Raw genomic sequence first — 13291 nt, forward strand, 5'->3', positions numbered from 1 at the left:
AGATTAAGACATACTAAGGTAAAAAATTGATTGAATTAAGCGAATACCAAGCCCGCAGAGAGTCACTACTAGCTCAGATGCAAGCTAACTCCTTAGCAATAATTCCAGCGGCACAAGAAGTCACCAGAAGTCGAGATACCGATTACATTTTTCGTCAGAACAGTGATTTTTATTACTTAACTGGTTTTGTAGAACCTGACGCATTTTTATTGCTATCTAATGCGGGTAATTTTCCAGATTCAGTTAGCTCAATAATTTTTGTTAGACCAAGTGACCCAGAAGCAGAAATTTGGCACGGCAGACGAATTGGCGTAAGTAATGCACCTTCAACGCTAGGGCTTGATATGGCGTATTCGGTAGATGACTTAGACGAGCTATTGCCTGAGTTTATAAATGGGCATCAGGCCTTGTATTACACCCTGAATGAAAATCAACAAGCAGACGATAGTGTCCAATTAGCTTTATCGATATGCAAAAATGCGCCAAAACAAAGCATGCAAGCACCTAGCAGTATTGTTGATGTGAACGCTATTATTCATGCTATGCGTTTAATAAAATCTGAGTCAGAGATAGCATTGATGCAAAAAAGTGCCGAAATAAGCTGCATCGCACATCAACAAGCAATGGAAATATGCAAACCTGGCATGTATGAATATCAATTAGAAGCCACTATTTTACACCAGTTTGCTATGTATGGGGCCAGGCAAGCTGCCTACACCACAATTGTTGGCTCTGGCAGCAATGCCTGTATTTTGCATTACACTGAAAACACACAAAAAATGAAAAGCGGCGATTTGGTATTGATAGATGCTGGTAGCGAATATGCTGGTTATGCCGCAGATATTACTCGTACTTTTCCGGTTAACGGCAAATTTAGCCCTGCGCAGGCTGACATTTATTTATTGGTTTTAAAAACGCAACTTGCATGCATAGACTTTTTAAAACCAGGCGTTACTATCGCTCAAGCAATGCAGTTAGCGGTGGAATTGATTACTGAAGGTTTGATAGGCCTTGGCATTTTAAAAGGCGATGTTGCGAGCAACATAAAGGCTAATGCTCATCGAGAGTTTTTTATGCATGGTTTAGGGCATTACCTTGGATTAGATGTTCATGATGTGGGGGACTATAAAGCATCAAACAAAGACATCGCGCTATCTGAAGGTATGGTAATGACGGTTGAACCCGGTGTTTATGTTGCTGTTAACGCCGATGTGCCCGATAAATATAAGGGGATTGGCGTGCGCATAGAAGATAACATTATTATCATGGATAAGGGCAACCACGTGTTAACTGAAGCGCTGCCTAAAAGTATTGAGGCAATAGAAGCTTTAATGCAAACTGCGCATTAGCTATATATGAGTAGTGTGAGTAAAAAAGACGTATATTCAGACATCACTATTAGTGGTGGTGGCATAGTTGGATGCCTTAGTGCACTTGCGCTAGCAAAACATACTGACTACACCATTACTGTCATTGAAACCAAAGCAATAACGCCCCTCAAACATAATGAACAAGCGCCCACCCATGCTGGTTTTGACGCAAGAGTCATTGCGCTAGCTGCAGAGTCGATTGAGCACCTCAAATACTTAGGCGTAGAGCTGCAAAATATTCAAACTCAAGCTATTGATAGTATCCATGTTTCTGATAAAGGCCATGTTGGACAAGTGTTATTAAACAAAATATCCCAAGCTGACAATGAGTCTTGTAAAAGCTTAGGTGAGGTTATTGCGCTGGCGGATTTAGGTCAATATTTATTGTCAGAACTGACTAAACATTCACAAATTAATCTGCTTGCAGAAACCAATATTCAGCATGTTGTGCGAACTCAAGATAGTGTCTGTCTAAATTTAGACGGTGCAAACATTATCAACAACAAAGATCACACATTGCTAACTAAACTTTTACTGGTTTGCGACGGTGGTAATGCCACATTTGCTAAACAATTGGGCATAAATTTTAAACGCACAAGTTATGAACAAACCGCCATAATTACAAATGTAATAATGCAAAAACCACACAACAATCAAGCGTTTGAGCGTTTTACTAGTCAAGGGCCCATTGCGTTTTTGCCCATGGCGCTATCAAGCGGTCCTAAGGCGACAGCTAATAAACTTACGCAAAGCAAATCAAACAAGGTTATGTCAGTAGTATGGTGCGCAAGTAATACTAAAGCAGATGATTTGTTGTCACTTAGTCACGCAGAATTTAGTCGCCAACTTGAAGATTTATTTGGCTCACGTTTAGGTAAAATACAAGATCTGTCGAGTCGATTTGTTTATCCACTGGCGTTAAACCAAGCTGAACCTTACACAACGCATAGGGTTGCTTCTCTTGGTAATGCCGCGCAAAGTCTACATCCAATTGCCGGGCAAGGTTTTAATTTAGGCATAAGAGATGTTGTCGATATGGTCAAAGTGCAACTTGAATCAAGGACAAAAAACGACCCTGGTTCATTTCATTGTATGCAACAATATAAACAACTGCGCGACACTGATAAACGTGACACTATACTAGCGACCGATTCATTAGTTCGTGTTTTTTCTAATCAATATTGGCCTTTGGTGCTTACTCGGAATTTGGGATTACATGTATTGAACTCTTTCGCGCCATTGAAATCAGCGTTTACCCAATTCGCAATTGGTAGGCGCTAGTATGAATCACATGATTTGCATTCAAGCTCAACATGACATCAATGCAGGAAAATACTATGCATGAACAAGGTCATTTTAAGCAATACGACCACGTTATTATTGGCGGTGGTATAGTAGGCTTAACACTCGCGTTGGGACTAGCTAAACAAGGTTTTTCCCTAGCGCTAATAGACAAAGGCCCAGAACCGAAAGCGCCACAAACCGACAAGTCAGTTTTTTCACCTCGGGTAAGTGCGATTAGCGCAGCGAGTCAGAGCCTGTTTAAACAACTTGAAGTGTGGGACAACATATTAATCAAACAGCCATATACTAATATGCATGTATGGGACAAAGATGGTTTTGGGAACATACATTTTCCCAGCATAAACGAAGCAGATAAATCAGTTAGCACAAATGAGCCTCTTGGGCATATCATCGAAAACATTCAAATAATAGTGGCACTACATGAGCAATTGAAGCAGTTTGAAAACGTAGAATTATTGTTTTCGGTGAAAAAATTAGTAATTGACACCAATTTGTATGATGCCGAAACGAGCAAACAAAGCTTAATTGACATAAAAGTTGATCAACAAGTAATAAAAACTGCTCTTCTTGTAGGGGCTGATGGCGCGAATAGTCAAGTGAGACAAGCTTATGGCTTTGCCCAAACTTATTGGGACTATAATCATACTGCTATAGTGGCCAATGTGAATACTGAATTTGCCCACAATAATGTCACTCGACAAGTTTTTACACCCTATGGCCCTTTAGCGTTTTTACCCCTAGCAGACAAGCACCAGTGTTCAATTGTGTTTTCTCAACAATCAGAGCGCGCTACTCAATTAATTGAGTTATCCGATAGCGATTTTGCAAACACACTTTATGCCAATATCAACGGTCACTATGGGCGGGTAACGCTCAATACAGGGCGTGCACATTTCCCCTTAAGAATGCAGTATTCGCGACAATGGGTTGCTGCTGGCGTTGCCTTAGTTGGCGATGCAGCTCATACAATTCATCCCCTGGCCGGTCAGGGTGCCAATTTGGGTTTATCTGATGTAGCTTGTTTATTAAACCTGTGTGAAAAATTCAAACTGCATCAAAAATATGCCAGTCATTTTGTTTTACGTAAATATGAACGCGAACGAAAAGCTGAAGCATTAAAAGTTGTCGCTACAATGGAAGCATTTAAACAATTATTTAATGGTCAAAATCCGGGCAAAAAACTCATAAGAAACTTAGGTTTATTAGGAGCAGATAAGCTGCCGGGTGTAAAACAATTTTTTATGCATCAAGCGATGGATTGAGCTTGGCAGTGCCCATACAACACTTCTTTTAATGTGCGAGGCCTATTGGCTTCGTACTTTCCGTCACAAATAGCGTTAGCCATTACTAGGTCAAACAAGCAGGTCTATCTTGCATTAATTTAATCGATATTAGTGTTAAAAAAACTTAAGCAAAATAATGACTTAGTATTTAGACGTATTTTTAGCAATAACTCCTAAGCTTGCGGCATACCTAAAGGACATCCTGAGTTAGGCTAATATGGATTTGTCGATTATATATGCGGGAAAATCAGATGAAGTATTTATCGAGTTTGTTGTTATTGGTCAGCGTCATGTTTTGTTGTAACAAAGCCAGCGCCAATGCAGGAGAAATAATCGATTTTCTTGATATGAATGAAAATGCGCTAGTGACGTTTGAGAATCAACATTCATTACTACACATGTTGGTAAATCAAGCAGAAGCCAATCCACCCCTCGTAAACGAAATAGCGCTGATAAGACAACAAGAAAATAGCCTGCTACCTGAGCTTTCTTTATTCACTGCTTTAGATCAAAAAATGTTTGACCAAACTCGCGCACCTCTACTTATCGCCCTAGGCTTAAATTGGCGTATGAACAACAATTGGAAAGCACATGCTACGCTACAAACAATCGGCGAGTCGGTGTGGTTGCCGCAAGTGACTGTACCACGCTTTATTACTCAAGACGCTGAAAATTGGACAGTAGCCGCTGTTGAGATCACTTATACTTTTTAGCGCATCAACGTAACATTCATTGATTTAAAAACCTACAGTCGACGTTATTGATATCAGTTTAGGTTTTTTTTGGCTTCTATGACCATTTCTCTAACATCGGCTAGCAAAGCCTTAGCATCATATATTATGCCGTCTTTAATTGTGTATTTTACCCCACCTGTCCGAATAGCTTCATTCATATCATTTAATCGATAATGTCCTGTGCCATACAATAGTTTGAAATTTTCCAATGGATTTTGCTCCATCACAACAAAGTCAGCAAGTTTGCCAATAGCGATGGAGCCAATGTCGTCATCCATACCAAGCGCTTGAGCACCATTTAATGTAGCGGCTTGGATAACCTCATAGGGTGTAAAGCCCGCTTCTTGCAAAAGTTCTAATTCGCTGATGTAGCCAAAACCATATATTTTGTAAATATAACCTGAGTCTGAGCCGGTAGTCACGCGGCCACCATGGTTTTTGTAGTCGTTAATAAAATCCATCCATAAACGAAAATTTTCTTTCCAATCAATTTCGTTTTTAGTGGTCCAATCAAACCAATACGATCCATGGGCATAACGGCTTGGTGTAAAAAATTTCCATAGGGTGGGTAGGGTGTAATCCTTGTGCCAATCGGCATTTCGTTCGCGCATTAAATCGCGGCTTGCTTGGTAAATTGTCATAGTTGGATTAAGGGTAAAATCTAAATCAATTAACTCGTCTCTAACTGCGTTCCACTTGTCACTTCCTTTTTTAGCGGCTTGTTTCCACAAGCGGCCAGCTTCTTCAAAACGGTGTTGTTCGTTATTGTAATTATACGAACTTGGATAGTGTTGTATTGTACGATCTGTAAAAAGAGCCTCTGGTAAGCCATACCAGTGCTCCATAGTACCCAAACCTAAACGGGCTGAATCAATCACGTTCATGCGCATCACATCAAGTTGTGCATGATGCATCATGGTGCCCATATTCTGTTTTTTGGCTTCAAGTAGAGCGGCTTGCATAATTTTTGGAGTGGCACCAAAAAACTTGATACCTTTAGCGCCTTTCTTAGCCGCTTTTTTCACCCAATTAGTGGCTTGTTTTGGTGTAAAGATAGGCTCTTCGCTACCCATGCCAAATCCTAAATAGGGAATGATTCGAGGGGCAACAATTGTATTGTCGTTGCTTCTAGCGACATGGTCCAACACCCAATCTAAACCATTGAAACTGCCGGGTTCGCGGACGGTAGTGATACCATGTGCTAGCCAAAGCTTGAAAACATATTCTGCAGGGATGTTGTCGGCTGACCCGCCTATGTGCCCGTGCATGTCGATAAACCCAGGTAATACGTAGTGACCGCTTAGGTCGAGCTCTACCGTGTTGGGTCCTGCTATAGGGCGATTGCCTTTGATTGGAACGTCGGGATAGCCGACGCTAACAATATTTGTTATACGTTTTTTTTTACAACAATATCGACCGGTCCACGCATTGGTGCACCTTCACCATTGATAAGATTAACGCCACGCAATATCATTTCTGGATGTGGCCCTTTACCTTCGTCAGCGCCACGCGTTGGCGCTTTATCACCCGGTGCGGCAATAGCAATTGTGGCAAACAATACTGCGGCCATTAAAATTAATACAAAGTAACGCATTAAGCGAGTGATATAAAAATATTCTTGTGGTTTATGCATGGTATATAAATTCTTTTTTATTTGCTCATTAAACCCACGCAAAAAAAGCATGTTTTTAAGGAGACTATTTATTTAATTAACGGCCAGTATCATTATAAATTTTGTAATTGACTGCTGACGGGCATCGATGGCCTCTTCTTGGTGTTAATAATAACCAATTTTCACAAAAAGTTAATAAAATATTCTTCTAATTCACAATTAATATACAAAAGGGTTGAAAGACGCACTTGTTGATATAAAAAATGCTCAATATTGGTGCAAATAAGCTGTTTTTATATCTAAAATTAAGGTGTTAATCTCGTTTTAATATAATCGCTTAAGGCTTTACTCACTTGAGGATGCTGATTGTCTTGGTTAATTAAACAAATATCGACCTTTGGGAGTTTTGGCAGTCTTTTGTCTTTAACGATGACTAGTTCATCTGGCACTATACTGCGTGCCAATACAGTAATACCAAGCCCTTGCTTCATAGCAGCAATTAAGCCATAAAAATCAGGATTGGTATAAGTGATTTTCCAAAGATGAGTCTGTCGTTTTAGGTGCTCGATAACTTGTTGGCGATAAATACAACCTTCAGGGGCTAATACCAATGGCAGTGAGTCGTGAGGGAGTCGAATATTGCGGTAGGCTACCCACACTAATTCATCTTTACGAATAGTGTGTGCGTTTGACAATATCCTAGTGTTCTCATCGGAATTTAGCAGCGCTAAAATTAAATCAAATTGCTGTATAGAATTTGGTGCCAGCAGGTGCTGACTCAAAGCAGAAGTAACATCCAGAGATACTTCCGGATAACGTTGTGAAAACTCACCAATAATACTGGGCAGTATGGCTGATGCAAATTCACTTGGAATACCCAGTCTTAACCTCCCTCGCAGAGTTTGAGTATTAAAAGTATTAAATATTTCGTCATTAAGCGCCAACATATTTTGAGCATAGGCAAAAAGCTTTTCGCCGTCATTATTCACTTTATAACTTTGCCCTACTTTATTAAACAACTTTCGTTGTAATTGAGACTCAAGTTTTTTAATTTGCAAACTAACAGCAGGTTGACTGCGGCCTAATAAATCCCCGGCCTTATGGAAGTTTCCTAACTCGACGCAAGTAACAAAAGTGCGCAGCACCGTGAGTGACAAATTTTGCATTTAAAAGGCTCTTGTGAATATTAGGTAAATTAATGATTTTATAATAATACATTTAAAAAACTAATGTACATATTAGTTCTTTTAATTTGTTTGTGCATTATTGGCTCTATATACTTTTTACAATATTTAAAACTAGAGTCATTACATATGAACACTACTGCATTGCACAGCGCGCACACTGAACTAGGCGCTAAAATGGTCGACTTTTTTGGTTGGGATATGCCAATTAATTATGGTTCACAAATTGAAGAACATCATGCAGTTCGTCGCGATGCAGGCATGTTTGATGTGTCTCATATGACTATAGTTGATGTAAGTGGCGCACAAGCAAAAGCCTATTTGCGATACTTGCTCGCCAATGATGTGGAAAAACTTCAAGATAAAGGAAAAGCGCTTTATAGCGGCATGATCAACGAAGATGGCGGCGTAGTCGACGATCTAATTGTTTATCACTTTGATGAAAGCAATTACCGATTAGTTGTAAATTCGGCTACCAAAGAAAAAGATCTCAATTGGTTAAACAAAGCCGCTGACGGATTTAAGGTCAACATAGTGGAACAAACTGCGTTTGCGATGATTGCTGTGCAAGGGCCAAATGCCAAACAAAAAGCAGCTACCTTATTTAGCGCGGCACAAACAGAAGCCGTCGCTGGTATGAAACCTTTTTATGGGGTTCAAGCAGAAGATTTGTTTATTGCAACTACTGGCTATACTGGCGAAGCTGGTTATGAAATTATGGTACCAAAAGGGCGCGCAATTGAATTTTGGAATGCGTTGTTGCAAGCAGGCGTCACACCTTGTGGTTTAGGAGCACGCGATACTTTGCGTTTAGAAGCTGGTATGAACTTATATGGGCAAGACATGGACGAAACAGTATCGCCGCTTGCTGCAAACATGGCGTGGACAATCACTTGGGAACCACAAGATCGAGATTTTATTGGCCGTAAAACGCTTGAAGCACAACGAGCTCAAGGCACACAAAAATTAGTGGGTTTAGTGTTCAAAGAAAAAGGTGTTTTGCGTGCCGGCTTAAAAGTTAAAACGAAAGACGGCGAGGGTGTTATTACATCTGGGACCTTTTCTCCAACATTGGGTCACAGTATCGCGATGGCACGAGTCCCTGCTGGCGATGGCGCATTAGCAGGCGCTTCTGCACAGGTTGAAATGCGTAAAAAATGGGTCGATGTTGACATCGTAAAAGCGAATTTTGTGCGTAACGGAAAGAGTGTGCTTTAATTAACACAAACTATTTTGATTAACTAACTTTCAGGACAAACTATGAGTAATATTCCAGCAGAACTTAAATATACAGCCTCTCACGAATGGATACGCCCAGAAGGCGATGGTTCTTATACTATTGGTATCACTGAGCATGCTCAAGACTTACTAGGTGATATGGTGTTTGTAGAGTTGCCTGAAGTAGGCAGCACGGTCAACGCTGGTGACGAAGTGGCTGTCGCAGAATCGGTTAAAGCAGCATCAGATGTATACACCCCATTAACCGGCGAAGTGGTTGCTGTAAATGAAGACTTGGAAGACTCACCAGAATTGGTAAATTCAGACGCATTTGGCGATGGTTGGATGTTTAGAGTGCAAGCCAGTGACGACGCCGAACTGGAAGAATTGCTTGACGCCGAAGCATACACAAATGTAGTTGAAGACGAGTAATACGTTTTTTTACTATCGCAATAGCGTAAAATCTGAGCAGTAGAAGAGACTGTGTTTGGCCACGGTGAGTGTTTTCTTTGGTTAATTAATCAGTTGGGTAAAGTATTGATATTAAGGTAAGTCGTTATGAATGTAAGTGTGTCAGTCAACAGCCCTGCAAACTTGTCGGAGCTAGAAAATCAAAATGAGTTTGTTCGGCGTCATATTGGCCCCGGACAGCAAGAAATTGCTGAAATGTTGGCAGAAGTTGGAGCAGATTCTTTAGACGACTTAATGCATCAAACTGTGCCTGCAAGCATTCGCTCAAATGGCCTAAACGTTGGACCTGCCCAACGTGAAGAAGTAGCCTTAGCTGCACTCAAAAACATGGCCGCAAAGAACAAAATTTTCCGTTCTTACATAGGTATGGGTTATTCAAACACTTTTACGCCTAACGTGATTTTGCGCAACGTACTAGAAAATCCCGGTTGGTATACAGCATATACACCTTATCAGCCTGAGATTGCTCAAGGTCGTTTACAAGCTATTCTAAATTTTCAACAAGCAACCATAGATTTAACCGGCTTGCCTCTGGCATCTGCATCATTACTCGACGAGGCTACCGCTGCAGCTGAAGCAATGGCCCTTGCTAAACGAGTATCAAAAAATAAACGCGCTAATAGCTTTTTTATTGCAAATGATGTGCATCCTCAAACTAAAGATGTTTTAAAAACTCGCGCCGATATGTTCGGCTTTGACCTAGTTTATGGTGAATTAGAAGACGCTGCTAATAGCGACATTTTTGGTGCGTTATTGCAATATCCTACTAGCAGTGGTGCCATTGTGGATATTAGAGAAACCATTGCTGCGGTTCAGGCGAACAAAGGCGTGGTTGCGGTCGCGACAGATTTACTTGCGTTAACATTAATCACTCCCCCCGGAGAACTTGGTGCAGATGTAGCTTTTGGAAGCGCGCAACGTTTTGGTGTGCCAATGGGATATGGCGGCCCACATGCGGCATTTTTTGCTACTCGCGATAACTATAAGCGTTCACTGCCTGGTCGCATAATAGGTGTTTCGAAAGATACTCGCGGCAAAAGTGCTTTACGCATGGCCTTACAAACCCGTGAGCAACACATTCGTCGCGAAAAAGCGAATTCTAATATTTGTACAGCACAGGTATTGCTTGCCAATATGGCGAGTTTTTATGCGGTATATCATGGACCAAAAGGCTTGGAGGCGATTGCCGAGCGTATACATCGTTTGACCGATATTTTAGCAATTGGCCTCGTTAGCAATGGGGGTGTTGAATTACTAAACAACACCTATTTTGATACTTTAAGTCTCAAAGTACAAAACAAACAACAAGTGCTCGAAGCCGCAAAAGCACATGGCATGAATTTGCGCAGCGACATAGACGGCTGCGTGGGTGTTTCGTTAGATGAGACTACTACCCGAGCCGATGTGCAAGATTTATTTGACGTACTGTTAGGCGAAGGCCACGGCCTAGATGTTGCCATACTCGATGCAAAAATTATTGCTCAAGGTAGCACTTCAATTCCGGCGAGTGTTGCGCGCACTAGCAACTTTTTAACTCACCCGGTTTTCAATAGCTATCATTCTGAAACAGAAATGCTGCGTTATATCAAAAGCCTTGAGAATAAAGACTTAGCCTTAAATCATTCTATGATTTCGCTAGGCTCCTGTACCATGAAGCTAAACGCGACCGCTGAAATGATTCCTGTAACATGGCCTGAGTTTGGGCAGATTCATCCATTTGCACCAGTTGACCAAGCCCAAGGTTATAAGGCCATGCTAGACGAATTAAGCGAATGGTTAATTGACATTACCGGATACGATGCACTTTCGATGCAACCTAACAGTGGCGCTCAAGGTGAATATGCTGGTTTATTAGCCATACAACGCTATCATCAAAGTCGTGGAGACGAACACAGAAACGTTTGTTTAATACCACAGTCTGCACATGGTACAAACCCTGCCTCAGCGCAAATGGTGAGTTTAAAAGTCGTGGTTGTTAACTGCGACAGCAACGGTAACGTAGACCTTGATGACTTGCGTGCAAAAGCTGAAGAAGTGAAGGATAACTTGAGCTGTGCGATGATCACATACCCGTCTACCCATGGCGTATACGAAGAAACAGTGCGCGAAATTTGCGATATAGTGCATGAGTTTGGTGGCCAAGTTTATATGGACGGCGCCAACATGAATGCGCAAGTTGGTATCACTTCGCCAGGTTTAATCGGTTCAGATGTATCTCATCTTAATTTGCATAAAACCTTTTGTATTCCACATGGTGGTGGTGGGCCTGGAATGGGACCAATAGGCGTAAAATCGCACTTGGCACCATTTTTACCTAGTCACACATTGATTCATTTAACTGCAGCCGGCACCAACGACGATCTTGGCACTAATAGTGCGGTTGCGGCAGCGCCATGGGGCAGTGCATCTATTTTGCCAATAAGTTACATGTATATCAAAATGATGGGCAGCGATGGATTGAAAAGAGCCACAGAAGTCGCCATGCTCAACGCTAACTATATCGCTAAAAAGTTAGAAGGCCATTACCCCATTTTATACACTGGCCGCAACGACCGTATTGCGCATGAGTGCATAGTCGATTTACGCCCATTAAAAGAGGCTTCAGGTGTCACAGAAGTCGATATTGCTAAGCGTTTAAATGATTATGGATTCCATGCGCCAACCATGAGCTTTCCAGTAGCAGGCACGCTTATGATAGAACCCACAGAATCAGAAGCAAAAATTGAGCTCGACCGTTTTATCGAAGCAATGGTTTGCATACGCGAAGAAATTGCCAAAGTCGAAAGTGGCGAATGGGATGCAAATGACAACCCATTGCACCATGCTCCGCATACGCTCGCCGACATGGTCGACGACAACTGGAATCGCAGTTATAGCCGCCAACTAGGTGCGTACCCAGTACCCGCGGTTGCCGCTAACAAATTCTGGCCAACGGTTAACCGCATCGACGATGTATTTGGCGACCGTAACTTAATTTGTTCTTGTCCAGACTTGGATAGTTATCGAGATTTTGCTGAGTAGTAATAACACCTAATTAATTGTGATATTACTTTACGTTGTTGTTTTTAATGCACATCATTTTAAAATGATGTGTGCGTTTACAAAGCATGCATAGTAAACGCAGAAAAAATTGTAGAAATTGGCATCAAAAAAATAGTAAGCTATTGAAATTAAATGAGTATGGAGGCTTTTTTAAATGAAACTATCTAGTAGTTACTATGCGGTCTACATAATAAGCTGTTAGGTGTCTTTGAAAATGTTTAATCGTTTCGCACTTTTGCCATTATTCTTAATCCAGTCATTTGCCTATGCAGACTGCGCGGGACCAAGCTCTGTACCATTGATAAATTTAAATATAGAGAGTTGTAAAGTATCGTCTAAATTTGACAATATTCTTGAATTGAAGGCTTTTGCTGAACAAATCTATAGTTGGTCTATTGAGTCCAAAACACTTGAAAATGAAAGATTGGAATTGAAGACTGATGTTTTTTATATTTCTTCATTGATAGGTTATGATTGTGGCGATGTATTATCAAATAAAAAGAAGCTGTGGCTGCAAATGGATGTATGCAACGACACAGGGCAAAACATACCAGATATTCAAATTTTACCGCTGACTCAAGACATCCGTAGCGAGATAGAAAGAGGAAGTCTTGATGACGACACCTAACAAAAGATTGAAGCGGATAAAAATACAGAGCAATTTTTACCGCTTAATCAGGTGTTATAGGTACTAATGATGACGGAAGGCGAATTACAGGCTGAAAAATTAGAGCAATATAAAAATAGAATAAAGAAGTATGCCTTTCCAATAGCATTCATATCTCTACTTATTGTTTATTTTACAATTAACCCAAGTGTATATTTTTGTCTTGCTGTATTTATTGGCTTGTTAATTGTGGCAATAGATGAATATTGGCAAGCTGCTAAAATACTAAACAACGAAGAGAAGCTGAGCAAATTAAAAGCTTTTACCGGTAGGCGAGAAGCGGCTGTTTTTATTAATGGTGGTATTGTCCGTGAATTAAAACATATGCTTATAGTAGGGGCTCTAATTGCTATATGGTTTTATTTTTAACTCGTACCTATAACAAGGCCAACAAATTCGTTCCAG

The 13291-nt window shown here is 40.8% G+C and carries 10 protein-coding genes and 1 pseudogene; 9 read left to right on the forward strand and 2 right to left on the reverse strand.

The annotated features are described in order from the left end of the window. Nucleotides 1-26 precede the first annotated feature (26 nt). The 4 genes from pepP to RM552_RS01600 all read left to right on the forward strand — a co-directional run bounded on the left by pepP (nt 27) and on the right by RM552_RS01600 (nt 4671). Nucleotides 27-1349: a Xaa-Pro aminopeptidase gene (pepP, locus tag RM552_RS01585; protein ID WP_311367042.1), complete on the forward strand. Its 1323-nt coding sequence runs from the start codon at nt 27-29 to the stop codon at nt 1347-1349. Nucleotides 1350-1364: 15 nt separating this feature from the next. Beyond that, entirely contained in the window at nt 1365-2651 is a 1287-nt protein-coding gene (locus RM552_RS01590; RefSeq protein WP_311367043.1) for an FAD-dependent monooxygenase, read from the forward strand. A gap of 56 nt (nt 2652-2707) precedes the next feature. Next, complete coding sequence (locus tag RM552_RS01595) at nt 2708-3937, forward strand: FAD-dependent oxidoreductase (RefSeq protein ID WP_311367044.1); 1230 nt, start codon at nt 2708-2710, stop codon at nt 3935-3937. Between the two features lie 272 nt (nt 3938-4209). Next, entirely contained in the window at nt 4210-4671 is a 462-nt protein-coding gene (locus tag RM552_RS01600) for a hypothetical protein (RefSeq protein WP_311367045.1), read from the forward strand. 53 nt (nt 4672-4724) lie between these two features. Here RM552_RS01600 and RM552_RS01605 read toward each other — a convergent pair. Both RM552_RS01605 and RM552_RS01610 read right to left on the reverse strand, forming a co-directional pair. Then, nucleotides 4725-6262, reverse strand: a pseudogene (locus RM552_RS01605) (amidohydrolase family protein). Between the two features lie 347 nt (nt 6263-6609). Continuing rightward, nucleotides 6610-7470: a LysR family transcriptional regulator gene (locus RM552_RS01610; RefSeq protein ID WP_311367046.1), complete on the reverse strand. Its 861-nt coding sequence runs from the start codon at nt 7468-7470 to the stop codon at nt 6610-6612. 147 nt (nt 7471-7617) lie between these two features. On the opposite strand from RM552_RS01610, the gene gcvT reads away from it, so the two are divergent. From gcvT to RM552_RS01635, 5 genes are all read left to right on the forward strand, one after another. Next, nucleotides 7618-8706, forward strand: a complete 1089-nt coding sequence (gene gcvT, locus RM552_RS01615) for a glycine cleavage system aminomethyltransferase GcvT (protein WP_311367047.1) — start codon at nt 7618-7620, stop codon at nt 8704-8706. A gap of 42 nt (nt 8707-8748) precedes the next feature. Further along, entirely contained in the window at nt 8749-9138 is a 390-nt protein-coding gene (gene gcvH / locus RM552_RS01620; protein WP_311367048.1) for a glycine cleavage system protein GcvH, read from the forward strand. A gap of 126 nt (nt 9139-9264) precedes the next feature. Further along, nucleotides 9265-12198 carry an aminomethyl-transferring glycine dehydrogenase gene (gcvP, locus tag RM552_RS01625; RefSeq protein WP_311367049.1) on the forward strand — a complete coding sequence of 978 codons (2934 nt, stop codon included), beginning with the start codon at nt 9265-9267 and terminating at the stop codon, nt 12196-12198. A gap of 235 nt (nt 12199-12433) precedes the next feature. Further along, entirely contained in the window at nt 12434-12847 is a 414-nt protein-coding gene (locus tag RM552_RS01630) for a hypothetical protein (RefSeq protein ID WP_311367050.1), read from the forward strand. Nucleotides 12848-12913: 66 nt separating this feature from the next. Further along, nucleotides 12914-13255, forward strand: a complete 342-nt coding sequence (locus tag RM552_RS01635; RefSeq protein ID WP_311367051.1) for a hypothetical protein — start codon at nt 12914-12916, stop codon at nt 13253-13255. Nucleotides 13256-13291 lie beyond the last annotated feature (36 nt).

Origin of the sequence: Glaciecola petra (assembly GCF_031846345.1) — a bacterium.
Taxonomy (GTDB): Bacteria; Pseudomonadota; Gammaproteobacteria; order Enterobacterales; family Alteromonadaceae; genus Glaciecola; species Glaciecola petra.

Excerpts from the sequence above, each read along its gene's own strand:
- RM552_RS01595 (WP_311367044.1), top strand. The coding sequence starts at position 2,708 with ATGCATGAACAAGGTCATTTTAAGCAATACGACCACGTTATTATTGGC.
- RM552_RS01600 (WP_311367045.1), top strand. The coding sequence starts at position 4,210 with ATGAAGTATTTATCGAGTTTGTTGTTATTGGTCAGCGTCATGTTTTGT.
- RM552_RS01610 (WP_311367046.1), bottom strand. The coding sequence starts at position 7,470 with ATGCAAAATTTGTCACTCACGGTGCTGCGCACTTTTGTTACTTGCGTC.
- gcvT (WP_311367047.1), top strand. The coding sequence starts at position 7,618 with ATGAACACTACTGCATTGCACAGCGCGCACACTGAACTAGGCGCTAAA.
- gcvH (WP_311367048.1), top strand. The coding sequence starts at position 8,749 with ATGAGTAATATTCCAGCAGAACTTAAATATACAGCCTCTCACGAATGG.
- gcvP (WP_311367049.1), top strand. The coding sequence starts at position 9,265 with ATGAATGTAAGTGTGTCAGTCAACAGCCCTGCAAACTTGTCGGAGCTA.
- RM552_RS01630 (WP_311367050.1), top strand. The coding sequence starts at position 12,434 with ATGTTTAATCGTTTCGCACTTTTGCCATTATTCTTAATCCAGTCATTT.
- RM552_RS01635 (WP_311367051.1), top strand. The coding sequence starts at position 12,914 with ATGATGACGGAAGGCGAATTACAGGCTGAAAAATTAGAGCAATATAAA.